Raw genomic sequence first — 21,694 nt, 5'->3', positions numbered from 1 at the left:
GCTGCTGAAGTACATCTTCAAGCGCATCCTGGTGATGATCCCGACGCTGTTCGTCACCAGCGTCCTGATCTTCACCGTGATCAACCTCCCCGAAGGCGACTATTTCGAGACCATGGTCGCCGAGATGCAGGCCCAGGGCGAGAAGGCGGATATGAGCCGCGTCGAGTTCCTGAAGAAGGAGTACGGCTTCGACAAGCCGCCGGCCGAGCGCTATTTCTGGTGGGTCACCGGCCTCCTGCACGGCGACATGGGCTACTCCTTCGAGTACCAGTTGCCGGTCCGCGATATCGTCGGCGACCGCCTGCTCCTGACGATGATAGTCTCCTTCTTCACCATCATCTTCACCTGGATCGTCGCCTTCCCAATCGGCATCTACTCGGCGACGCACCAGTACAGCTGGGGCGATTACGGCCTCACCTTCATCGGCATGCTCGGCCTCGCCATACCGCATTTCCTGCTGGCGCTGATCTTCCTCTACTTCGCCAATATCTGGTTCGGCACCTCGATCGGCGGCCTGGTCGACCCGCAATATCTCAATCAGCCGATGAGCTGGGCCAAGTTCAAATCGGTACTTGAGCACCTCTGGATTCCGGTGATCATCATCGGCGCCGGCGGCACCGCCGGCATGATCCGCAAGCTGCGCGCCAACCTGCTCGACGAACTCCAGAAGCAGTACTACGTCACCGCCCGCGCCAAGGGCCTGCCGCCGGGCAAGGCGCTGCGCAAATATCCGCTGCGGATGGCGCTCAACTTCTTCATTTCCGACATCGGCGACATCCTGCCCTCGATCGTCTCCGGCGCCGAGATCGTCGCGATCGTGCTCTCGCTCCAGACCACCGGCCCGCTGCTGATCCGGGCGCTGCAGAGCCAGGACATGTATCTCGCCGGCTCGTTCCTGATGTTCCTCTCCTTCCTCACCGTGATCGGCGTGCTGATCTCCGACATCGCGCTTGCCATCCTCGACCCGCGCATCCGGCTGCAGGGGACGGCGACCAAGTGACGATGCCTCCCGCCCCGCCCACCTCCGAGCCGCTGCCGCATCGCTGGTCGACTGCGCCGTTCGAGCCTTATGCGGTCGAGAAGATGTCGCCGGAACAGGAGCGCGTCTATCTCGCACCACAGTGGAAGCTGATGTGGTGGAAATTCCGCAAGCACAGGCTCGCGGTGATCTCCGGCATCGTCATCCTGCTGATGTATCTCTCGGTCGCGATCTGCGAGTTCCTGGCGCCCTATCACTACACGACCCGCAACACGGACTTCATCCGTGCCCCCCGTCAGGAGGTCAATTTCTTCCACGAGGGCAGGCTCATTGGCCCCTTCGTCTATCCGTATGTCCAGCGCCTCAACATGGAGAACCTGAAGCGCGAATACGACGTCGACGAAACGAGGCCGCAGAAGATCCGCTTCTTCTGCCGCGCCGACTCCTATGATTTCTGGGGCCTCGTCCCCGGCAATCTCCACCTGATCTGCCCGCCCGAGGGCGGCACGCTCTATCTGCTCGGCACCGACCGGCTCGGCCGCGACATGTTCTCGCGCATCCTCTATGGCGGACGGATCTCGCTGACCATCGGCCTGCTCGGCGTCAGCGTCTCTTTCGTGCTCGGCATCATCATCGGCGGCATCGCCGGCTACTACGGCGGCAAGATCGACCTCGTCGTGCAGCGCATCATCGAGATCGTGCAGTCACTGCCGCATATCCCGCTCTGGCTTGCGCTCGGCGCGATCATGCCGCCCTCCTGGAGCCCGCTCCTGGTCTATTTCGGCATCACCGTGATCCTCGGGCTGATGGACTGGACCGGGCTCGCCCGCGCCGTCCGCTCGAAGCTGCTGGCGCTGCGCGAGGAGGACTATGTCGTCGCCGCCCAATTGATGGGCGCCAAGCCCGCCCGCATCATCGGCCTGCATCTCGTGCCCGGCTTCATGAGCCATCTCATTGCGGCCGCGACGATCACCATCCCCAAGACCATTCTGGGCGAAACCGCGCTGTCCTTCCTTGGTCTCGGCCTCAGGCCGCCGATCACCAGCTGGGGCGTGATGCTGAACGAGGCGCAGAACATCAACGTCGTCGCGCTCTATCCTTGGCTGCTCTACCCGTGTGTGCCGGTGATCGTCATCATCCTCGCCTTCAACTTCCTCGGCGACGGCCTGCGCGACGCAGCCGATCCGTACCGCTGAAGCCCGCTCGCCCCTCGCAAGACCAGCCGTGAAGATCGCTTTCCACACACCGCTGAACCGCTATGGCGACGGCGCCCCCTCCGGCGATCGGCTGATGGCGCGCCAGCTGGTGACGCTGCTGGACAGCCTCGGCCACACCGTCGAGATCGTCCCGGCCGAGCGCAGCTTCATGCGCGAGTCAGACCCGGTACTGCTCGCCGCTCACAAGGATGCGGCGCAGAGCGTGATCGCGTCGCTGACGGAACGCTGGCAGGCGCCGGACGCCCGGCCCGATCTGTTCTTCACCTATCACTGCCACTACCGGGCACCCGACCTGATCGGCCCCGCCTTGGTTGAGCGCTTCGCCCTGCCCTACCTCGTCGCCGAGGCCAGCGATGCGCAAAAGCGCTTCGACGGGCCTTGGACGGAGGCGGCCGCGCTCGCCCGCGACGCGATCCTGCGCGCCGATCTGCATCTGTGCATGACGGTGCGTGACCGCGAGGGCCTGAGCCGGCTCATCCCAGAGCCGGAGCGCCTGATCGACCTGCCGCCCTTCCTGCTCAACCTTGCCGATGTGCCTGAGCGCGCGGACAGGACCCGGGCGGGCGTGTACAAGGCGGCGTTCGGAGCCAAGCCCGATCCTCTCCCCCCTTGTGGGGGAGAGCTAGAGAGGGGGGTAGCCAGCCGTGAGGCTGATCATCGGCGAAGTCTCGACGCCGCTCACCCAGTCACCCCCCTCCCAACCCTCCCCCACAAGGGGGGAGGGCTTGAGCCCGTCACCAGCGGCAGTGCTTCACCCCCCGCCTTGCCACAAGGGATTCTCGTCCGCTTGATCGCTATCGCGATGATGCGCCAAGGCAACAAGGCCGCCAGCTATCTCTTCCTGGCCCGCACGCTCGCCCGCATCACGGATCTGCCCTGGACCCTGACCCTGATCGGCGATGGGCCCGAGCGTGCTGCCATCGAAGCCGCCTTCGCTGGCTTCCCACCCGGGCGCATCCGCTTCCTCGGACGCCGCGAGCGCGCCGAGATCCTCGCGCAACTCGCCTCTCACGACCTCTTCGTCTGGCCCGGCCTGAACGAGGCCTATGGCGTGGTCTATCTTGAAGCGCAGGCCGCAGGGCTCGCCGTCGCCGCGCTCGACAGCGGCGGCGTACCCGCCGTGGTCGCTCGCGACCGCTCCGCCCTGCTCGCGCCGCATGGCGATGAAGCCGCGCTGGCGGCGACGATCGGGCGGTTGATCGGCGATCCCGGCTTACGCGCTAGCATGGGTGCGGCAGCGCAAGTGTTCGCGCGCCAGGAACGCAATGGCGACGGCGCCCGCAAAATCCTCGCCGGCGCGCTGGATGCCGCCATCGCCCGGCACCGCCGCAGGATCCTGGAGACCGTGCTGTGACCGAGGACGCAGCCTGGTCTGCTCTCTTCGCCGAACTCGACAGTTGGGCCGCCGCCGGCAAGCGCCTCGATCTGTGGCTGCGCGACGATGACGCGACCGTGCCCAGCACGCAGCTCGACCGGCTCGCGGCCCTCTCCGAACGCTTCGCGATTCCGGTGCTGCTGGCCTCGATCCCGCTGCTGGCACAGGAGACGCTGGCAAGGCACCTGGAGACTGCACCGCTGCTGCGCCCCTGCCAGCACGGGACCTGGCACCGCAACCACGCACCCGCTGGCGAGAAGAAGAGCGAGTTCGGCCTTCACCGGCTACTTCCCGAGATTCTTGCCGAGATTACCACCGGCCGCCAACGGCTGCGGGATCTCGTTGGTAGCGCCTTCCTGCCTGTCTTCGTGCCGCCATGGAACCGAGTTGATCCAGTGGTCGCCGCAGAACTACCCAGCCTCGGCTTCACTGGCCTCTCTTGCTTCCGCAATTTTACCCTCGGACCGGCCGGCGGTCCGCGTCTCGTCAACACCGACCTCGACCTGATCGATTGGCATGGCGGCCGCATCGGCCGGCAGCCCGGCGATCTCCTGGCCGAGATGGTCCAGTTGCTCGCAAGCCGCCGTACGAACCCGGAATCGAGCCAATCCTTCGGCGTGCTGCTGCACCATCACGATCACGACAATACGGTGTGGGGCTTCCTCACGAATCTGCTGGCTCGCCTGTCCGGTCACGCAGCCGTCGCATTCTCCGGTCCCGATGCACTCTTCGGCGCTGCAACGGACTTGGCAATGGACTTGGATTGACGCGCCGGCAGCGCTATGGTTTTGGCCAGTTCGGGTGCGTTCTTGCGTCCCCCGGAGGCCATCTGACCTTCCAGTAGAGGACGCGACGCACGCATGGGCCTCAGTCTGATCGATGATAGCGGGGCGCGCCGTCCGCCATGCAGTCCGCATGCACCGCGCGTCCTGATCTATAGCCACGACACTTTCGGTCTCGGCCATATCCGCCGCTGCCGGGCGATCGCCAATTCGCTGGTCGCGAGCTACCCTCATATATCAGTGATCATCGTCTCCGGCTCGTCGATGATCTCGAGCTTCCAGTTCGGCGATGGCGTCGATTATGTCCGCATTCCCGGCATCGAGAAGCAGAATGACGGCCGCTATCTGCCGCATCATCTCAACCTCGAGCTCGCCGACACGATCCGGCTGCGCACCGACCTGATCAAGCAGACGGTGCTCTCCTTCGACCCGGACATCGTCATCGTCGACAAGGAGCCGATCGGCCTACGCGGCGAGCTCATCCCGTCGCTCGAGATCCTGCGCCGCCGCGGCGCCCGTATCGTGCTCGGCCTGCGCGACGTGCTCGACGAGCCGGCGAAGCTGCATGAAGAGTGGCGCCAGAGCGGCGCGCTCGACGTGCTCGCCAACACCTATGACGACATCTGGGTCTACGGGCTGGAGAGCATCTATCGGCCCCTTGATGGACTGCCGAACCAGCCGCTCTTCGCCGACAAGATCCGCTACACGGGCTATCTCAAGCGCGCCGTGCCCTCGCCGATGCCGCCGAACCGGCATCCGCGCATCACCAAGGGCCCTTTCATCCTGGTGACGCCCGGCGGTGGCGGCGACGGCGCCGGCGTTATCGACTGGGTGATTTCCGCCTATGAGACCGACTCGACCATCGAATTGCCGTCGCTGATCGTCTTCGGCCCGTTCCTTTCGCGCGAAAAGCGCAAGGAGTTCACCGAACGCATCGCAAAGCTGCCCAAGCTGGAGAGCATCGGCTTCGAGCCGCGCCTCGAACTGCTGATGAACCGGGCCCACTGCGTCGTCGCCATGGGCGGCTACAACACGTTCTGCGAGATCCTGTCCTTCGACAAACCCGCGCTGATCGTGCCGCGCGTCCGGCCGCGGCTGGAGCAGGCGATCAGGGCCGAGCGCGCCGACAATCTGCGCCTGATCGACGTGCTGCTCGACCCCACCCAGACCGGTGAGAGCACGCGCGACCCGTGGCAGATGGCGAAGGCACTGCATGCGCTGCCGAAGCGCATGCCGCCGTCGCAGGCCTTCCTGCCGGACCTGCTCGACGGCCTGCCCGCGATCAACCGCATGCTCGCCCACGATCTCTCGTTGCCGGTTCGCGGCCGGGCGCTGGCGCAGAACGCGGCGGCAGGCTGATCGCGAAAGGCGGTCCGGACGCGCCATTGCGCGCGTGGCGCGATGGACAGGGCTCGCGAAGCCCATAATATATCAGGAGTACCGTTCGGAGACGCCGCCATGACGCAGGTCCTGTTCCGCAATTTCGCGATGCTGGAGCCAGGTCATGGCGAGCTGCGCAAGGGCCATGAACTGCTGGTCGAAGGCGAGCTGATCCGCGAGGTCTCTGACAAGCCGATCAAGGCCGACAAGGCTGATGTGATCGACTGCGGCGGGCGCACCCTGATGCCCGGCCTGATCGACAGCCATGTCCACGTCATGCTCTCCGAGGTCTATATACGCCTGCTGGAGAATGTGCCGCTGACGCTCGCCACCGCCCGCGCCGCCCGCCTGATGAGGGGCATGATCGACCGCGGCTTCACCTCGGTGCGTGACACCGGCGGCGCCGACTGGGGCATCAAGGAAGCGGTCGAGAAGGGCGACATCGCCGGCCCGCGTCTGTTCATCGCCGGCGCCGCGATCGGCCCGACCGGCGGCCATAGCGACCCGCGCCGGCGCACCGATTTCGGGGGTCGCTGCCATTGCTGCAATGCCATGGCCTTCACGATGAACATCTCCGACGGCGTCTCCTCGGTGATCAAGTCGACCCGCGAGCAGATGCGGCTCGGCGCCGACCACATCAAGATCATGATGTCAGGCGGCGTCGCCTCTCCCTACGACCCGCTCGACTCGATGCAGTTCACGGTGGAGGAGGTCACCGCGGCCGTCACCGAGGCCAAGGCCTTCGGCCGCTATGTCTGCGCCCATGCCTATACGCCTGAGGCGATCACCCGCGCCGCGCAGTGCGGCGTGCGCGCCATCGAGCACGGCAACCTGATCGACGACGCCTCGGCCAAGCTGATGGCTGAGAACAACATGTTCCTGACCGCCAACCTCGTCGCCTATTACGCGATGAAGGAGCGCGCCGCCGAGTTCGGCATGAATGCCGAGATGCTCGCCAAGAACGATCTCGTCATCGATGGCGGCCTGAAATCCCTTGAGATCTGCAAGCGCGCCGGCGTGCCAGTGGCCTATGGCTCCGACCTGCTCGGCCAGCTCCAGGTAGACCAGTCGCGCGAATTCCTGCTGCGCCGCGAAGTGCTCTCGCCGATCGAGATCATCCGTTCGGCGACCACGGTCGGCGCCCAGCTGCTGCGCATGGAAGGCAAGCTCGGCACGCTGCGTGCAGGAGCTTATGCGGATATCATCCTGGTCGACGGCGATCCGCTGAAGAGCCTGGAGCTGTTCCAAGATCAGGGCGCGAAGCTGCCTGTGATCATGAAGGGTGGCGCGTTCCATAAGAATACGCTGCACTGAGAGCGGGCACGAGACGATGAAGAGGGCAGCGATTTGAGCGCCGCGCGATTGAGCCTGGGACGCATCGCGCTGAACGGCGCCGCCACGCTCTCGCTCGGCTTCATCCTGATGCCGCTGTTCTTCGTCTTCTGGCTCGCCTTCTTCCGCCAGGAGATCCCCTCCTTCCCACCGGAGGGCTATTCGCTCAAATGGTTCCAGGCCGCGGCGAACAACAAGCCTTTCGTCGACGGCTTCCTGCTCAGCCTGCAGGTCGGCGTGTCGGCGACCCTGATCGGGCTCGGGCTCGGCGTGCCCGCGAGCCTTGCCCTGATGCGCCACCGCATCGCGCTCGGCCCCGCCATCAACACGCTGCTGCTGCTGCCGCTGGTGATGCCAGGCATCGTGCTCGGCACCTCGCTCTATGTCTTCCAGATCGAGACCGAGATCGCGACCGGCCTGCCGGTGCTGGGCTCAGCTGGCGGTCTCGTCGCCGCCCACAGCCTCGTGGTCATTCCCTGGGTGGTGAAGCTGGTTACCGCGAGCCTGGCCGGTTTCGACCGCACCATCGAGGAAGCCGCGCAAAATCTCGGCGCCGGGCCCTGGACGACCTTTCGCCGCGTCACCTTGCCGAGCATCCGGCCCGGCCTCGTCGCCGGCTCGCTGTTCGGCTTCGTCACCTCCTTCGGCAATCTCGAGATGAGCCTGTTCCTGGTCGGACCGGGCCGCACGACCTTGCCGATCGCGATCCTGCAATATCTCGAATGGAAGATCGATCCGACGGTCGCTGCCGCCTCGGTCATCCAGATCGTCCTGATCGGAGCTGCGATGATCATCACCGACCGTTACGTCAAGCTGAGCCGGGTGGTCTGATGGCCCGATTGTCGATCGAGCATCTGCGCAAGGTCTATGGCGAGTTCACCGCCGTCGACGATTGCAGCATCGACATCACTGACGGCGAGTTCCTTGTCCTGCTCGGCCCCTCCGGCTGCGGCAAGACCACGACCTTGCGCATGGTCGCCGGTTTCATCCAGCCGACGGCGGGCAAGATCACCATCGGCGAGCGCGACGTCACCAACCTGCCGCCCTGGAAGCGCAATTGCGGCCTGGTCTTCCAGTCCTATGCGCTCTTCCCGCATATGACCGTCGCCGAGAACGTCGCCTTCGGCCTGGAGATGCGCAAGATCGCGCCGGCAGATCGCGGCCCCCGCGTTACCGAGGCGTTGCGGCTCGTCCGCCTGACCGGTCTCGACGAGCGCTATCCGCGCCAGCTCTCTGGCGGCCAGCAGCAGCGCGTCGCGCTCGCACGCGCGCTCGCCGTGGAGCCCGATGTCCTGCTGCTCGACGAGCCGCTCTCCAATCTCGACGCCAAGTTGCGCCAGGAGGTCCGCGTCGAGATCCGCGACCTGCAGCGCAAGCTCGGCCTGACCACCATCATGGTCACGCACGACCAGGAGGAGGCTCTGACCATGGCCGACCGGCTGGTCGTGATGGAGAAGGGCAAGGTCCGCCAGATCGGCACGCAGCGCGAGCTCTACGAGAAGCCAGCCGACCGTTTCGTCGCCGGCTTCATCGGCCGCAGCGCCTTCCTCGATGGCGCGATGGCGCAGGCCGGACGCTTCCGCAGCGGCGGCGGCCTCGACATCAGCTGCCAGGCGACCGCCGCCGGTCCGGCGACATTGGCGCTCCGGCCGGAGCGCCTCGCCATCGGCGCGGAGGCCGAAGCTTGCGCCAATCGCTTCCCGGCGCGGGTCGAGCACGTCTCCTATCTCGGAGCGCTGCTCGACATCGATGTCCGGCTGACCGAGCAGGACCGCATCCTCCTGCAGGTATCCAACCGCCCGGACGCGGCCGAGCCGAAGCCGGGCGACATGATCACGATAGGCTGGGCCGAAGACGCCGGGCTCGTCTATCCGCGCGAGCCTTGAACCGGCTCGACGGGCGTCCAACAGGGGAACGAACATGAAAAAGATCGACAGACGCGATGTCCTTAAAGGCCTGGCTGTTGGCGCCGGCGCTGCGGTTGCAATGCCGGCGCTCGGCGGTCGCGCCCAGGCACAATCGGCCGGCAAGGTCGTGGTCGGCACCTGGGGCGGCGACTATGCCCGCCTCCTGACCAAGAACATCGAGGAGCCGCTGCTCAAGCCCAAAGGGCTCGAAGTCATCCAGGCGCAAGAGGGCGACGCACCACGCCGCGCCAAGATGCTGGCCGAGCGCCGCCTGCCGCGCGGCACGGTCGACATCCAGGGCTTCTCGGCCGCCAACATGTTCGAGATGAACGAGGCCGGCGTCACCGAGCCGCTCGACTACGCCAAGATCCCGAACGCCAAGAATCTGCTGCCGACGATGAAATATCCGTACGGCATCGGGCACATCTATTCCGGCAACGTTGTCATCTACAATCCCAAGCTGATCAGCCCGGCCCCGACGGGCTTCAAGGACTGGCTCGATCCGAAATGGGGCAACAAGATCGGCTTCATCGACATCCAGTACCAGGCGATCATGATCGCCGCCTCGATGGCCGCCACCAACGGCGCCAGCATGAACGATCTCGACAAGGCCAAGGAGGTCCTGCTTGCGGTCAAGAAGGCCGGCGCCCGCGTCTACCCGACCAATGAGGCCTTCGCCCAGGCGATGAAGAACGAAGAGGTCGGCATCAGCGCGATCTGGAAGGCGCGCGTGGTGCAATGGCAGAACGCCGGCATCCCCTGCGAGGCGGTCTCGCCGGTCGAGGGCATCCCGGCTTACGTCTCGGGCTTCGTCATCGCCAAGAACGCGCCCAACAAGGACAACGCCTACGCCTACATGAACGCCATGCTCGCCAAGGAGCCGCAGGAGGCCTTCGCCGTCGACATGGGTTATAACGGCACGGTTTCCGGCCTTTCCGTCGCGCCAGACCTGCAAAAGCGCATCGGCTTCACGCCCGATGAGGAGAAGCGCATCAAGGATCTCGACTACGCCTTCCTCGCCAAGAACGATTCCGCGATGAAGGAGTGGTGGGACAAGGTGTTCAAGGGGTGAGCATCGCCCCCGAACCTGTCGCGGGTGCCCGCACCAATCTCGCCGGGATGCTCGTCGTCCCGGCGACGATCTTTGTCGCGATCGGGCTGATCGGCCCGGTTGCGATCCTGTTCCGCTATTCGCTCAACCAGTTCATCCCCGGCCAGTTCATGGTCGACGGGCTGACGATCGAGAACTACGTCAAGTTCTTCACCGACGGTTTCTATCTCAACGTGCTCTGGCGCACGGTCCGCGTCGCGGTGATCTGCACGATCATCTGCCTGATCATGGGCTTCCCGCTCGCCTATGTGCTGGCGCGCACCGAAAGCCGCTTCAAGAACCTGCTGATCATGCTGGTGGTGCTACCGCTCTTCGTCGGCAACGCCGTGCGTGCCGCCGGCTGGATGACCGCCTTCGGCAGCAAGGGCGCGCTCAACGCCTCGCTGATGGGCCTAGGGGTGATCGACCAGCCGCTCGAGATCATGTTCACCGAGACCGCCGTGATCATCGGCATCATCGCGGTCAACCTGCCCTTCATGGTGCTGACGCTGCAGAGCGTGATCGAGGGCATCAACCGCAATGTCGAGGAGGCCGCCTTCAGCCTCGGCGCCGGTCCGACCGCCATGTTCGCCCGCGTGCTCTGGCCGCTCGCCATGCCCGGCATCCTCGCCGGCACGATCCTGACCTTCATCCTGGCGATGAACGCTTATGCCACGCCGGTCCTGCTCGGCGGCCCGAAATTCCAGACCATGGGCCCGCTGGTCTACGGCCAATTCGCTCAGCAGAACAACTGGCCCTTCGGCGGCGCTATTTCCTTCATCCTGATGACGGCGACGCTGCTCCTCACCGTCGCCGCCAACCTGATCGTGCAACGGCGCTATCGCTAGGCGGTTTTCTCCACGGCTGTGGCGCTTGGCCGCCACGGCCGCGCTAGTCAACAAGCTCCGCGAGGATTAAAGCACGGCGATGAACGTCTCCTCCGCCATCGTCCCGATCGCCGTCGGCGCCGTCGCCGTCGTGCTGCTGCTCGGCCTGGTCAACATGCTGCGCGGCGGCAGCGCCAACACCTCGCAGAGGCTGATGCGGCTGCGTGTCGTGCTGCAGTTCGTCGCGATCCTGGTGATCCTCGGCGTGCTCTGGTGGCGCGCTGGCTGATCATTCTGCGGTGGGCAAGGACGACATCGTCACATTGCAGCCACCAGTTTCTGCGCTTTTCTAATCTTTAAAAGCTCCGCCGAAAGTCGAAATCGCCTGCCATGGTTCGCGTCGCGTCGCTGTTCGTTGCCTTGTCGGTCCTCTCCACGCCCACTCTGGCGCAGAGCGACCGCGGCAGCAGCCGCGCGCTCGGCTATGCTCCGGCGACGGAGGCGCCCGCCCCGGCCTGGGAGGCGCGGTTCGGGCTCGGCGCCGCCAATCCCGGCGGGCGCGAAAGCGGCCTGCTCAACTTTGGCGGCGAGGTTCTGACGCCGCGCGTCGCCACGTTGAACGACCGCCTCGCCGATGCCTTCGTGCCGCGCTTCCATCTCGGCTCCAGCCTCAATGCCAACGGCACGCAATACGCCTATGCCGGCGCGACCTGGACCTTTGACGTCTCGCAATCGGTTTTCCTCGAGGCGAGCCTCGGCGCTGCCGTCAACAACGGCAAGGCAGGCTTCGTCGTTCCCGAGAACCGTCTGAATGTCGGCTGCAATACCGGCGCGCGCAGCGCCGCCGCCCTCGGCTTTCGCCTCAGCGACCGCTGGAGCCTGATCGCGACGATGGAGCATTTCAGCACCACGGGCTGCTCCGACAATCCGGTCGCGAATGCCGGCAGCCCGCGCGGCCCCTCGAATTTCGGCGCCCGCCTCGGCTATACCTTCTGAAGTCGGCCGTTCGGAGCCGACCCATGGGAGGCGGCATGATGAAGCTGCATGGCTATTTCCGCAGTTCGGCCGCTTGGCGCACGCGCATCGCGCTCAACCTCAAGGGCATCGCCGCCACGCACGTCTCGCACCATCTGCGCCATGGCGAGCAGCGCGACCCCGCCTATCTCGCGCTCAACCCGCAGGGGTTGGTGCCGACGCTGGAGCTCGACGACGGCACGGTGCTGACCCAGTCGCTAGCCATCATCGAATGGCTCGAGGAGACTTATCCTGAGCCCGCATTGCTGCCGATGGATCCGGTCGCGCGCGCCAAGATTCGCGCCTTCGCACAGGCGATCGCCTGCGACACCCATCCGGTGCAGAATCTGAAGGTGCTGAATAGGCTGCGCGAGCTCGGCCATGACGGAGCTGCGGTGCTGGCCTGGGCAGCGAGCGTCAATGTCGACGGACTGTCGGCCTGCGAGCAGCTCGCGGCGAACAATCCCGGCTCATTCTGCTTCGGCGCAGAACCGAGCCTCGCCGATATCTGCCTGGTGCCGCAACTCGGCAATGCCAGGCGCTTCAAGATTGATGTCACCCAATTCCCGCGCCTGCTGCGCGCCGAAGCCGCGGCGATGGAGCTCGCCGCCTTCCGCGATGCGGCACCCGACCATCAGGCCGACGCGGAATAGCTGCGCTCACCAGCGTCGATAAGGCCACGGTCCCCAATAGGGCCCGTAAAAGCCCGAACTCTCCAGCCGCGCGCGCCGCGAGGCCGAGCGATCAAGATCGACCTCCATCAGGCAGTTGGCAAAACCTTCCGCTCCCTTGCGGAAGCCATAGGACCGGCAGCGCTCCTCATCGAAGACGCGCTGCTCGGCGGCGGTCATGCAGCCGCCGAGCGCGGCTGCCAGCCCCAATGCGATCAGCCATGTCGCACGCATCGTCAGATCCTCCAGGCCGTGCGGATTCGGAAGGATCATGCCATGAAAGCGGCGTTTTGGCGTCACCTTTGAAACCTGGCCGAAGATCGCCTGCGGTTTCGGGCGCTTTTCTGCTGTTCAGAGCGAAGTCGCCAGCCGCCCGACCTCGGCCAGCACGGCCTCGCGTTCCGGAAAAGTCCCTCGCGACTCCGCATAATAGGCGGTCACGATCAGCGGCGCCCGCCCCGGCGGCCAGATCACGCCGACATCGTTGACCACGTTGTTGTTGCCGGTTCCGGTCTTGTCGCCGACGCGCCAACCCTTCGGCGTCCCCGCCCGCAGACGCTTGTCGCCGGTCTTGTTGGCGACGAGCCAGGCCGTCAGTTGCTGGCGCGAGGCCGGTGACAATGCACCTCCGAGAACGGTCTGGCGCAGTACGCTGGCCATGGCGACCGGTGTCGTCGTATCGCGCGGATCGCCGGGGATGGCCTCGTTGAGCTCCAGCTCACGCCGATCGAGCCGCGAGGCCTCGTCGCCCAGCGAGCGCATGAAGCCGGTCAGTGCCTGCGGGCCGCCGAACGAATCGAGCAGCAGATTGCCGGCCGTGTTGTCGCTCAGTGTCACCGCCGCATCGCAGATCTCGGCCATCGTCAGGCCCTTCTCGACATGTTTCTCGGTCACCGGCGAATAGGTGACGAGATCGGCCTTGGTATAGCCGACCCGCCGATCGAGGCTTTCCTCGCCGCGATCGATCCGCGCCAGCACGAAGGCCGCGGCGACGAACTTGAAAGTGCTGCACATTGCGAAGCGTTCCTCGCCGCGATGAGCGACGACGCGGCCAGTGCCGCTGTCGAGGATCGCGACCCCGAGGCGTCCGCCATGCTTGCGGTCGAGCGCGAACAGCGCCTCACGCACCTCATCCTCGCGCCCTTGTGCGAAGGCGGACAGGCCGCCCAGCATCGGTGCGCTCATCAGGGAGCCGACCAGCAGCTCTCGGCGTCGGATCATCGTTTTCTCCATGCGGAAGCCGTCGCACGAGCGGCATGCTCGCGCGGGAGGGGAATCGGGTCTGGCGAAGTCATCGCGAGGAACGGGAGGCCTACCAAGCGCGTCGTCCGGCCTCTTGTCGCCGCGAGCTTGCCCAATCGCAAACGATGATATCTCTACAGAGCCATTAGATTATCTAAGGCTCTTGCTATGCTCCGCCCGCATTTGCCCCTGAACGCGCTGCGCGCCTTCGAGGCCTCGGCCCGCCATCTCAGCTTCACGCGGGCAGCGATCGAGCTCTGCGTTACCCAGGCCGCGATCAGCCATCAGGTGAAGGGGCTGGAGGAGCGGCTCGGCGTCGAACTCTTCCGCCGCCTGCCGCGCGGCCTTGCCCTGACGGACGAGGGCCGCAGCTTACTGCCGACGCTGCGCGACAGCTTCGACCGCATCGCCGGCCTGCTCGAACGCTTCGAGACCGGGCGCCCGGTCGAGGTCCTGAATGTCGGCGCGGTCGGCACCTTCGCGCTCGGCTGGCTGCTGCCGCGCCTTGCCGGTTTCCGCCAGGCTCATCCTGAGATCGACCTGCGCCTCACCACCAACAACAACCGCGTCGATCTCGCCGCCGAAGGGCTCGACTACGCGCTCCGCTTCGGCGGCGGCGCCTGGCATGGCACGGCGGTGCTGCGCCTGTTCGACGCGCCGATGACGCCCGTATGTGCCCCCGCCTTGACCGCGGTCCTGCGCCAGCCTGCTGATCTCGCGGACCAAGTCCTGCTGCGCTCCTATCGCGCCGACGAGTGGAAGCTGTGGAGCGAGGCGGCGGGGATCGAGCCATTGCATGCGCGGGGCCCTGTCTTCGACACCTCGATCGCCCTCGCCGAGGTCGCCGCCGCCGGCGAAGGCATAGCCCTCGTGCCGGCATTGCTGTTCTCGCGCTACTTCGACGACGGCAGGCTGGTCCGCCCCTTTCCGATCGAGATTTCGCTGGGCAGCTACTGGCTGACCTGGCTGCAGTCGCGCTCGCTGACGCCGGCCATGCTCGCCTTCCGTGATTGGCTGCACGAAGAAAGCCGCGTGCAGATCGCGTCGCGGGCGAACTGAGCCGCCGAGCAAATCGAACCAAAAAGCAAAACGGCCGCCCGGGTGGGGCGGCCGCTTGTCCTTGAAATCCAAGGAGAAAATGGTGGGCGCGACAGGGATCGAACCTGTGACCCCTACGATGTCAACGTAGTGCTCTCCCGCTGAGCTACGCGCCCGTTTCGCCCGAAGGCGTCCGGAACGACACCAGCCCGAGGGCGGCATCGCTGCGAGGTGGAGGGGCTATAGCGGACGTGTGCGCGCCTTGCAAGGCGCTTCGTCGGCTTCTTTGCAGGAAGCCGGCGCCAAAGCCGTTACGCCGCCAGCAGCTTCTCGACCTCGTTCACCAGCTCGCGCAGATGGAAGGGCTTCGACAACACCTTGGCGTCTTTCGGCGTCTGCGAATCCGGGTTGAGCGCGACTGCCGCAAAACCGGTGATGAACATCACCTTGATGTCGGGATCGAGCTCGGTGGCGCGCCGCGCCAGCTCGATGCCGTCCATCTCCGGCATGACAATGTCGGTCAGGAGCAGTTCGAACGGCTCCTCGCGCAGCCGGTTATAGGCCGATAGTCCGTTGTCGAACGAGGCGACGTCATAGCCTGCATTCTGCAGCGCCTTCACGAGGAAGCGGCGCATGTCGTTATCGTCTTCGGCCAGGAGAATCTTCGTCATGGCGCCTTGCTTCATCCGTGATGTTGCGCCGAGCCCACGCCACCCCGCCCCGTCTGGCTGGAAGTCGATTCGCTCGCTTCGTCCCTCGTACCGGGTGGCTGTCCCTGCCATTCCGGGCTTCGCCGGTCCAGCCCAGCGCACGCGAACTCACCGCCCGCGTACATCAAGTTGGATCAACCAGTTCTATTTGGCGACATTACGGTAAACAACGAGTGAAGGCGGGTTGCAGGAATGACGATAGGGCATCCCCTTCAATCGGCTTCGGCTTTGTGCTTGAGTTCAGTGACATGACCCAGCCAGCCGGATTTCCGTTTTCCCCCGATGACGTGATCGCCGAGATCGAACGGCCGTTCACGCTCTACCAACCGGCGCTGCAGGTCGTACCCGTCATTGTCGACGTGCCCCATGCCGGGCGGCGCTATCCGCGCGCCTTCGTCGATGGCGCCCGCCTGCCGCTCAGGGCGCTGCGCCGGTCCGAAGACGCCTATGTCGATCTGCTCTTCTCAGGAGCCGTCGCGCTCGGCGCGCCGCTGCTGGTGGCCGAGTTCCCGCGCGCTTTTCTCGACGCCAATCGCGAGCCCTACGAACTCGACCCGCGCATGTTCGAGGGCCGGCTGCCCGGTTTCGCCAATACCCGCTCGCTGCGCGTCGCCGGCGGCCTCGGCACGATCCCGCGCATCGTCGGCGAGGCCTATGAGATCTATCCGGGCCGCATCCCGGTCGAGAGCGCGCTGACGCGGATCGAAGAGCTGTACCGACCCTATCACGCGGGCCTGCGCCATCTGGTGAACCGGACGCAAGCCAGCTTCGGCAGCTGCATCCTGGTCGACGCCCATTCCATGCCCTCGACTGGGCTCGATCGCGATGGCATCGCCAAGGCCGACATCATCCTCGGCGATCGTTTCGGCACCAGCGCCTCGAGCTTCGTCGTCGATGCGGCGGAAGAAGCCTTCGCCCGCGCCGGCCTCAAGGTGACGCGCAATCGCCCCTATGCAGGAGGCTTCATCACCGAGCATTATGGCGCGCCCGGCTCCGGCGTGCATGCGCTGCAGATCGAGGTCAGTCGCGCGCTCTACATGAACGAGGCGACGCTCGAACCGAGCAACGGCTTCTCCGCCCTTCAGCAGGTGATCAGCGCCGCCATGGCCGAATGCTTCGCGCGCTGGAGTGGCTGGAGCGACGATTGGCGCCAGGCGGCGGAGTAAGCCTCCGGCTACCGTCAACACCTTGCAACCCCCAAAAAGAAAAAGGGCCGCGCACTTTCGTGGCGGCCCGAAGTCTAGGGAGGAAACGCCCAAGGAGGGCAACGAAGGTTTGAAGCGATCTCCCCTTCGCACTGCACAATAACGCGTTGCATCGCAAAATAGCAAGCGATAGCAGCCAGAAAGCAATGCGCTGCACGCATATCGCTGCAGCATTTTTGCTCTAGGGTGAACGATTTCGCGGAACGGGATCGAGTTGAACTGTCCTCACTCCGCCAACGCCGAAATCGCGGCGCTTGTCATCTGGCTCGTCCCGCAGCATGAAGACGGCCGCCGGTGGAGCCGAAGGAACCCTTGATGAGCGCGGTCGATTTCGCTGAGTTCGTCGCCCGGCTGGCGACGCTGTCGGGCCAGGCGATCCTGCCCTTCTTCCGCGCCAGGCATACGACCGAGGACAAGTCCGGCGGCGGCGTCTTCGACCCCGTCACCGAGGGCGATCGCGCCGGCGAGGACGTGATGCGCAACCTTATCAAGCGCACCTTCCCGGCCCATGGCATCCTGGGCGAGGAGTTCGGCGCCGAGAATGCCGATGCCGACTATGTCTGGGTGCTCGACCCGATCGACGGCACCCGCGCCTTCATCTCCGGCATCCCGGTCTGGGGCACGCTGATCGGGCTGACCCGCAAGGGCGTGCCGGTCTACGGCATGATGAACCAGCCCTTCACCGGCGAGCGTTTCTCCGGCGACGGCCGCGTGGCACGTTATGAGGGGCCGAACGGCCCGCGCCCGCTCCACACCCGGCAGGTGACGAATCTCGCCGAAGCGACGCTGATGACCACAAGCCCGCATCTCTTTGCGGACGGGCAGAAGGGCGCCTACGACCGCGTCGAGAGCGCCGTGCGGCTGGCCCGTTATGGCTGCGACTGCTACGCCTATTGCATGCTCGCCGCCGGCCATGTCGATCTCGTCATCGAGAGCGGGCTGAAGCCCTACGACATCGTCGCGCTGATCCCAATCATCGAGGGTGCCGGCGGCATCGTCACTTCATGGGACGGCGGCAGCGCCGCCCAGGGCGGCACCATCCTCGCCGCCGGCAACAAGACGCTGCACCAGGCTGCCCTCGGCCTGCTCAACGGCTGAAGTCGGCGCGGCAGGCTTTTCGCCCGGCAGATCCTCGCCCGGCACGAAAGCGTCGAAAGCAGCCCAGAACTGCGCCCGGATCGCGTCGCTCTCCATCAGGATCTCGTGGCGTGCCGTCGGCAGCACCAGGGCTGAGCCGGTCTTGAGCCGCGCGGCGAAACGCTCGATCGCCGGACTCGACACGACGGGATCGCGCCCGGCGGCGATGATCAGCGTCGGCACCCTGACTTCGAGCGGGGCGCGCGGCTGCGCCAGGCGGTCCATCAGCTGAAACGCGGCATGGACCCAGCCGACACTGGGGTCGCCGACCGCGAGTTCGCGTGCTGCTGCGGACAGAGCGGCATTACGGGCATAACGGACGGGATCGGAGCTCAGCCGGTTGCCCTCGAACGGCTTGGTGCCGATCGCCGTGTCGCCGCCGCCCGGCACGAAAGCCTTGCCGAAGCCAAGCCAGTACAGCACCCGCGCCAGCCAGCGGGCGCCGCGCGGATTCTCGATCATGCTGATGCCGAGCATCGGCGCTATCGCAACCAGGCGCGCGACCGGCAGCGCCTCCCGGCGCGCCGCATCGAGGCAAAGCGCCGCCCCCATCGAATGGGCCAGCGCGAAATAGGGCGCAGGAAAGCGTTCCTGCATCTGCGCCACGACCAGAGCGAGATCGCGCTCGTAGTCGCGGAGCCGGCCGACATGCCCCCGGCGCTGCCGGCCGGTAAAACGCTGCGAGCCGCCCTGCCCGCGCCAGTCGAAGGTCAGGACATGGAACCCGCGCCGGCGCAGTTCGGCGATCGTCTCGCTGTAGCGCTCGATGAACTCGGCCCGCCCCTGTGCAAGGAGGATTGTGCCCTTGTCCCGCCGCACGCTCGGGCGCCAACTCGCCAGGCGCAGGCGCGCGCCATCCATGGTTTCAGCAAACCAGACCTTGCCGTGACCCGGCACCGGATAATCCGGCTGGTGGAAGAATTCGGCCTCGGTCATCGGTGCTCCGGGCAGGCTCATCGCTTCGTTATGCCCAGCCGAGCCCGGTCTTGAAAAGCCGAAAATGCCACCCAGATCATTGTTGCGCAGGCCCTCAAGCGGCTGCGCAAGCCTAACCGGAAGCCCGCGCTCACAATGAGGCGGGTGATCAACTGTCGCTTCTTAGGAGGACAATCATGCGTTCCTACGACCTTTCTCCACTCTATCGTTCGACCGTCGGCTTCGACCGCCTGTTCTCGCTGCTCGACCAGGCGACCAGCGTCGATGCGCCGAGTTACCCGCCCTACAATATCGAGCGGACATCCGAGAACGCCTATCGCATCTCGATCGCTGTCGCCGGCTTCGGCGAGCAGGATCTCGCGATCGAGGCCAAGGAGAACGCGCTGACCGTCCGCGGCGAGAAGAAGGTCGCCGAGGAAGCCGAGAAGCGCGAGGTCCTGCATCAGGGCATCGCCGCCCGCGCCTTCGAGCGCCGCTTCCAGCTCGCCGACTATGTCCAGGTCACCGGCGCCAGCCTCGAGAACGGGCTGCTCCATATCGATCTGGTCCGCGAGATCCCCGAGGCCAAGAAGCCGCGACTGATTCCGATCGGCGCGCAGGGCGCCAAGGTGATCGAGGCCAAGAAGGCAGCGTAATCGCCGCATCAGAGGCAACATCGCCAGCCTGAAACAAGGGAACCTCCTCGGGAAACCGGGGAGGTTCTTTGTATTTGCCCTCAAGGTCATCGCGGCCGAAGCGTAGCGGAGAGCCGGAATCCATGCCTGAGCCTTTCCGAATGAGGTTCAGGCATGGGTCCCGGGTCTCCCTTGGGTCGCCCGGGACGACGTCGAAACCTGACTGGCTCAGTTCGGCGGATTGACCGGCGCGATCGGCGTGTCCGGCTTCGGCTGTGCCGTCTTCATCTCTTCGATCTGCACCGGCGGCAGGGTCGTGTCAGGCGTCGGGATGCCGCTGGGACGCGCCCGCGCCAGTGGCGGCGGGCGGTCGGGCTCATCGGCCCCGCGGACATCCTGCGGGTTCACCAGCTTCGGCTTGCCGATATCCTTCGGCGCGACCGCCGGCACGGCAACCGGCTTCGCTGGAGCAGCATCGGGCTTCGGTGCAGCCGGAGCGGGCGGGGCTACAGTCGCGGGCGCGCTCGCCTCAGCCGGCGGTTGGGCAGGATTCAGAACAGCCGGACGCTCCGGCGGGCGCGGCGTCAGCTTCTTCGGAGCCGGACGCTCCTCCTCGCGCGGATCGAGCCCGACGGTGCGCGGCGGTGGCTGCAGCACGATCCGGTCGATCAACTCGCCGTTGCGGTCGATGACGAGCCGCAGCCGCGATCCGTTTGCCGCCAGACCGTCGACGACGATGGCCGAGCGGGTCCGCACCGTCCGCTGCACCTCGCGCAGGCCGAATTCCTGTATCGCGATCCGTTCGATTGCCCGCAGCGGAATCGGCTGAGCCCGGCGCGGCGCATAGTCGTAGCGCGGGCCATAATCGTCATCATAGTCATAGCCATAACCGTAGCGGCCGTAGCCGCCGTAATCGTCGAGCTGCGCCAGAGCCGGGCCGCTCGCACCGGCCATCACGGCCAGGACGGCGAAGCCGACCAGCCCGCGGCGCAAGCGACGCGGCGCGGCGGCGGGCGAAACCAAGACTGCCATGATCTGTCCTCTATCAGACGAAAATCGCAGTCTTCAGTTCTCGATAAGGATTGCGGCGCGCTTGCGGCGTGAATCCGCTCGGAACGAGCGCTTTTGACGCTCAGACTGCCGCCAGCACGGCAGCGAGCCGGTCGACGTCCTCGGCTCGCGTCGCAAAGGAGCAGACGAAGCGCCCGACGACCTCGCCCGTCCGAAGACGTCTCTCTTCCGGCAGTGCCGTATCGGACCAGGCGATGTACTGCACGCCTCCCGCCGCCAGCGCGGCCTGCGCCTGCGGCGGCAGCACCAGGAAGACCTCGTTCGCCTCGCAAGCCCAGGCCAGCTTGAACTTAGCTTCGGCCTCAACGGCTCGGGCGAGACGGCTGGCCATCGCATTGGCATGGCGAGCGAGATCGAGCCAGTGGCCGTCAGCCAGCAGGCCCTCGAACTGCGCCCCGATCAGCCGGCCCTTGGACAGGGTGTGCCCAGCCCGCTTGCGCCGCCACAGCATCTCACCTGCATTGGCCGGATCGAAAACGATCACCGCCTCCGCGGCGAAGGCACCGTTCTTGGTGCCACCGAAAGAGAGCACGTCGACGCCCGACTTCCAGGTGATTTCGGCGGGCGTGCAGCCGAGCGCTGCGACCGCATTGGCGAAGCGGGCGCCATCCATGTGCAGCTTCAGCCCACGCGGCACGATCGCCTGCTTCAGCTCCGCGATCTCGGCCGGCGTGTAGACCAGCCCGCACTCGGTCGCCTGCGTGATCGACAGCATCTGCGGCTGCACCTGGTGCAGGGCGCCCGCCCGCATGCGCGCGAGCTGGTCGGTGACGACCGCAGGAGTGAGCTTGCAGCCATCGCCCGGCAAGCCGACGATCTTCGCCCCGCCGGTGAAGAACTCGGGCGCACCGCATTCGTCGGCGGCGATATGCGCCTCATTGTGGCAGAGCACCGCGCCCCAGGGCTGGACCATACCAGCCAGCGCCAGAGCATTCGCCGCCGTGCCTGTCGTGACGAGGAAGACGGCGACCTCGCGCTCGAACAGCTCCGCGAACAAGCTCTCGACCCGCTTCGTCCAGGCGTCATTGCCATAGGCCGTCGCAAAGCCGTCATTGGCGGCCGCCATCGCCTGCATCACCGGCGCGCTCGCTCCGGCCAGGTTGTCGCTGATGAAATTCATGGAGCTGGTATCCGGCGGACCGCTGCGAAGGCCCTGACGGATACGCA

Annotated in this window: 23 protein-coding genes and 1 tRNA gene; 17 read left to right on the top strand and 7 right to left on the bottom strand. The window is 66.0% G+C overall.

The genetic code is table 11. The annotated features are described in order from the left end of the window. Position 1 precedes the first annotated feature (1 nt). The 13 genes from ACSQ24_RS00605 to maiA all read left to right on the top strand — a co-directional run bounded on the left by ACSQ24_RS00605 (position 2) and on the right by maiA (position 12,556). Positions 2-1,000, top strand: a complete 999-nt coding sequence (locus tag ACSQ24_RS00605; RefSeq protein ID WP_436097794.1) for an ABC transporter permease — start codon at positions 2-4, stop codon at positions 998-1,000. Between the two features lie 2 nt (positions 1,001-1,002). Beyond that, positions 1,003-2,175, top strand: a complete 1,173-nt coding sequence (locus ACSQ24_RS00600; protein WP_436097793.1) for an ABC transporter permease — start codon at positions 1,003-1,005, stop codon at positions 2,173-2,175. Positions 2,176-2,203: 28 nt separating this feature from the next. Beyond that, a complete protein-coding gene (locus tag ACSQ24_RS00595) occupies positions 2,204-3,550 on the top strand; it encodes a glycosyltransferase family 4 protein (protein ID WP_436092818.1) in 1,347 nt (448 codons plus the stop codon). Further along, entirely contained in the window at positions 3,547-4,338 is a 792-nt protein-coding gene (locus tag ACSQ24_RS00590) for a polysaccharide deacetylase family protein (protein ID WP_436092817.1), read from the top strand. Before ACSQ24_RS00595 ends, ACSQ24_RS00590 begins: the two co-directional genes overlap by 4 nt. Before the next feature lie 93 nt (positions 4,339-4,431). Next, positions 4,432-5,712, top strand: coding sequence for a glycosyltransferase family protein (locus ACSQ24_RS00585; RefSeq protein WP_436092816.1), 1,281 nt, complete (start codon positions 4,432-4,434; stop codon positions 5,710-5,712). Positions 5,713-5,811: 99 nt separating this feature from the next. Then, positions 5,812-7,047, top strand: coding sequence for an amidohydrolase family protein (locus ACSQ24_RS00580; RefSeq protein WP_436092815.1), 1,236 nt, complete (start codon positions 5,812-5,814; stop codon positions 7,045-7,047). A gap of 48 nt (positions 7,048-7,095) precedes the next feature. Next, complete coding sequence (locus ACSQ24_RS00575) at positions 7,096-7,896, top strand: ABC transporter permease (RefSeq protein WP_436092814.1); 801 nt, start codon at positions 7,096-7,098, stop codon at positions 7,894-7,896. Next, positions 7,896-8,951, top strand: coding sequence for an ABC transporter ATP-binding protein (locus tag ACSQ24_RS00570; RefSeq protein WP_436092813.1), 1,056 nt, complete (start codon positions 7,896-7,898; stop codon positions 8,949-8,951). The genes ACSQ24_RS00575 and ACSQ24_RS00570 overlap by 1 nt, the downstream gene beginning before the upstream one ends. Before the next feature lie 34 nt (positions 8,952-8,985). Continuing rightward, the gene (locus ACSQ24_RS00565) at positions 8,986-10,044 is read left to right on the top strand and encodes an ABC transporter substrate-binding protein (RefSeq protein WP_436092812.1); all 1,059 of its coding nucleotides are present in this window, start codon (positions 8,986-8,988) and stop codon (positions 10,042-10,044) included. Further along, a complete protein-coding gene (locus ACSQ24_RS00560; protein WP_436092811.1) occupies positions 10,041-10,910 on the top strand; it encodes an ABC transporter permease in 870 nt (289 codons plus the stop codon). Before ACSQ24_RS00565 ends, ACSQ24_RS00560 begins: the two co-directional genes overlap by 4 nt. Before the next feature lie 79 nt (positions 10,911-10,989). After that, positions 10,990-11,178, top strand: coding sequence for a twin transmembrane helix small protein (locus ACSQ24_RS00555; RefSeq protein WP_436092810.1), 189 nt, complete (start codon positions 10,990-10,992; stop codon positions 11,176-11,178). Positions 11,179-11,279: 101 nt separating this feature from the next. Further along, positions 11,280-11,885, top strand: coding sequence for an acyloxyacyl hydrolase (locus ACSQ24_RS00550; protein WP_436092809.1), 606 nt, complete (start codon positions 11,280-11,282; stop codon positions 11,883-11,885). Between the two features lie 38 nt (positions 11,886-11,923). Continuing rightward, on the top strand, positions 11,924-12,556 hold the full coding sequence (maiA, locus tag ACSQ24_RS00545; RefSeq protein ID WP_436097792.1) for a maleylacetoacetate isomerase: 633 nt from the start codon (positions 11,924-11,926) through the stop codon (positions 12,554-12,556). A gap of 6 nt (positions 12,557-12,562) precedes the next feature. Here the strand turns inward: maiA and ACSQ24_RS00540 are convergent, their stop codons facing one another. Both ACSQ24_RS00540 and bla read right to left on the bottom strand, forming a co-directional pair. Then, the gene (locus ACSQ24_RS00540; protein ID WP_436097791.1) at positions 12,563-12,814 is read right to left on the bottom strand and encodes a hypothetical protein; all 252 of its coding nucleotides are present in this window, start codon (positions 12,812-12,814) and stop codon (positions 12,563-12,565) included. A 111-nt stretch (positions 12,815-12,925) separates the two neighbouring features. Then, on the bottom strand, positions 12,926-13,795 hold the full coding sequence (gene bla / locus ACSQ24_RS00535; RefSeq protein WP_436092808.1) for a class A beta-lactamase: 870 nt from the start codon (positions 13,793-13,795) through the stop codon (positions 12,926-12,928). A 189-nt stretch (positions 13,796-13,984) separates the two neighbouring features. On the opposite strand from bla, the gene ACSQ24_RS00530 reads away from it, so the two are divergent. Continuing rightward, positions 13,985-14,875 carry a LysR substrate-binding domain-containing protein gene (locus ACSQ24_RS00530; RefSeq protein ID WP_436092807.1) on the top strand — a complete coding sequence of 297 codons (891 nt, stop codon included), beginning with the start codon at positions 13,985-13,987 and terminating at the stop codon, positions 14,873-14,875. 80 nt (positions 14,876-14,955) lie between these two features. Here ACSQ24_RS00530 and ACSQ24_RS00525 read toward each other — a convergent pair. Then, positions 14,956-15,030: transfer RNA gene (locus ACSQ24_RS00525), tRNA-Val, on the bottom strand. A gap of 135 nt (positions 15,031-15,165) precedes the next feature. Next, the gene (gene cpdR / locus ACSQ24_RS00520) at positions 15,166-15,525 is read right to left on the bottom strand and encodes a cell cycle two-component system response regulator CpdR (protein ID WP_038363805.1); all 360 of its coding nucleotides are present in this window, start codon (positions 15,523-15,525) and stop codon (positions 15,166-15,168) included. Positions 15,526-15,812: 287 nt separating this feature from the next. Here cpdR and ACSQ24_RS00515 point away from each other — a divergent pair, with 287 nt between their 5' ends. Next, positions 15,813-16,730 carry an N-formylglutamate amidohydrolase gene (locus tag ACSQ24_RS00515; protein WP_436092806.1) on the top strand — a complete coding sequence of 306 codons (918 nt, stop codon included), beginning with the start codon at positions 15,813-15,815 and terminating at the stop codon, positions 16,728-16,730. A 354-nt stretch (positions 16,731-17,084) separates the two neighbouring features. Continuing rightward, positions 17,085-17,867 (top strand): histidinol-phosphatase, encoded by a 783-nt coding sequence (hisN, locus tag ACSQ24_RS00510; protein ID WP_436092805.1) that lies wholly within the window; start codon positions 17,085-17,087, stop codon positions 17,865-17,867. Here the strand turns inward: hisN and ACSQ24_RS00505 are convergent. After that, positions 17,772-18,842 (bottom strand): alpha/beta fold hydrolase, encoded by a 1,071-nt coding sequence (locus ACSQ24_RS00505; protein WP_436092804.1) that lies wholly within the window; start codon positions 18,840-18,842, stop codon positions 17,772-17,774. The genes hisN and ACSQ24_RS00505 overlap by 96 nt on opposite strands. Positions 18,843-19,018: 176 nt before the next feature. Between ACSQ24_RS00505 and ACSQ24_RS00500 the strand changes: the two genes are divergently transcribed. Beyond that, complete coding sequence (locus ACSQ24_RS00500; RefSeq protein ID WP_436092803.1) at positions 19,019-19,477, top strand: Hsp20 family protein; 459 nt, start codon at positions 19,019-19,021, stop codon at positions 19,475-19,477. 207 nt (positions 19,478-19,684) lie between these two features. Here ACSQ24_RS00500 and ACSQ24_RS00495 read toward each other — a convergent pair whose 3' ends face one another. Together ACSQ24_RS00495 and ACSQ24_RS00490 are read right to left on the bottom strand one after the other, a co-directional pair. Then, positions 19,685-20,488 carry a hypothetical protein gene (locus ACSQ24_RS00495; protein WP_436092802.1) on the bottom strand — a complete coding sequence of 268 codons (804 nt, stop codon included), beginning with the start codon at positions 20,486-20,488 and terminating at the stop codon, positions 19,685-19,687. 100 nt (positions 20,489-20,588) lie between these two features. Then, the gene (locus ACSQ24_RS00490; RefSeq protein WP_436092801.1) at positions 20,589-21,647 is read right to left on the bottom strand and encodes a threonine aldolase family protein; all 1,059 of its coding nucleotides are present in this window, start codon (positions 21,645-21,647) and stop codon (positions 20,589-20,591) included. Between the last annotated feature and the right edge of the window lie 47 nt (positions 21,648-21,694).

Source organism: Allobosea sp. LjRoot237, from assembly GCF_964253285.1.
Lineage (GTDB): Bacteria > Pseudomonadota > Alphaproteobacteria > Rhizobiales > Beijerinckiaceae > Allobosea.
This window is presented reverse-complemented; position numbering and strand designations above follow the sequence as displayed.

Coding starts and splice junctions, on each gene's coding strand:
- maiA (WP_436097792.1), top strand. CDS start 11,924: ATGAAGCTGCATGGCTATTTCCGCAGTTCGGCCGCTTGGCGCACGCGC.
- ACSQ24_RS00585 (WP_436092816.1), top strand. CDS start 4,432: ATGGGCCTCAGTCTGATCGATGATAGCGGGGCGCGCCGTCCGCCATGC.
- ACSQ24_RS00530 (WP_436092807.1), top strand. CDS start 13,985: ATGCTCCGCCCGCATTTGCCCCTGAACGCGCTGCGCGCCTTCGAGGCC.
- ACSQ24_RS00550 (WP_436092809.1), top strand. CDS start 11,280: ATGGTTCGCGTCGCGTCGCTGTTCGTTGCCTTGTCGGTCCTCTCCACG.
- hisN (WP_436092805.1), top strand. CDS start 17,085: ATGAGCGCGGTCGATTTCGCTGAGTTCGTCGCCCGGCTGGCGACGCTG.
- cpdR (WP_038363805.1), bottom strand. CDS start 15,525: ATGACGAAGATTCTCCTGGCCGAAGACGATAACGACATGCGCCGCTTC.
- ACSQ24_RS00580 (WP_436092815.1), top strand. CDS start 5,812: ATGACGCAGGTCCTGTTCCGCAATTTCGCGATGCTGGAGCCAGGTCAT.
- ACSQ24_RS00570 (WP_436092813.1), top strand. CDS start 7,896: ATGGCCCGATTGTCGATCGAGCATCTGCGCAAGGTCTATGGCGAGTTC.
- ACSQ24_RS00515 (WP_436092806.1), top strand. CDS start 15,813: ATGACCCAGCCAGCCGGATTTCCGTTTTCCCCCGATGACGTGATCGCC.
- ACSQ24_RS00490 (WP_436092801.1), bottom strand. CDS start 21,647: ATGAATTTCATCAGCGACAACCTGGCCGGAGCGAGCGCGCCGGTGATG.
- ACSQ24_RS00600 (WP_436097793.1), top strand. CDS start 1,003: ATGCCTCCCGCCCCGCCCACCTCCGAGCCGCTGCCGCATCGCTGGTCG.
- ACSQ24_RS00555 (WP_436092810.1), top strand. CDS start 10,990: ATGAACGTCTCCTCCGCCATCGTCCCGATCGCCGTCGGCGCCGTCGCC.
- ACSQ24_RS00505 (WP_436092804.1), bottom strand. CDS start 18,842: ATGACCGAGGCCGAATTCTTCCACCAGCCGGATTATCCGGTGCCGGGT.
- ACSQ24_RS00500 (WP_436092803.1), top strand. CDS start 19,019: ATGCGTTCCTACGACCTTTCTCCACTCTATCGTTCGACCGTCGGCTTC.
- ACSQ24_RS00495 (WP_436092802.1), bottom strand. CDS start 20,488: ATGGCAGTCTTGGTTTCGCCCGCCGCCGCGCCGCGTCGCTTGCGCCGC.
- bla (WP_436092808.1), bottom strand. CDS start 13,795: ATGATCCGACGCCGAGAGCTGCTGGTCGGCTCCCTGATGAGCGCACCG.
- ACSQ24_RS00565 (WP_436092812.1), top strand. CDS start 8,986: ATGAAAAAGATCGACAGACGCGATGTCCTTAAAGGCCTGGCTGTTGGC.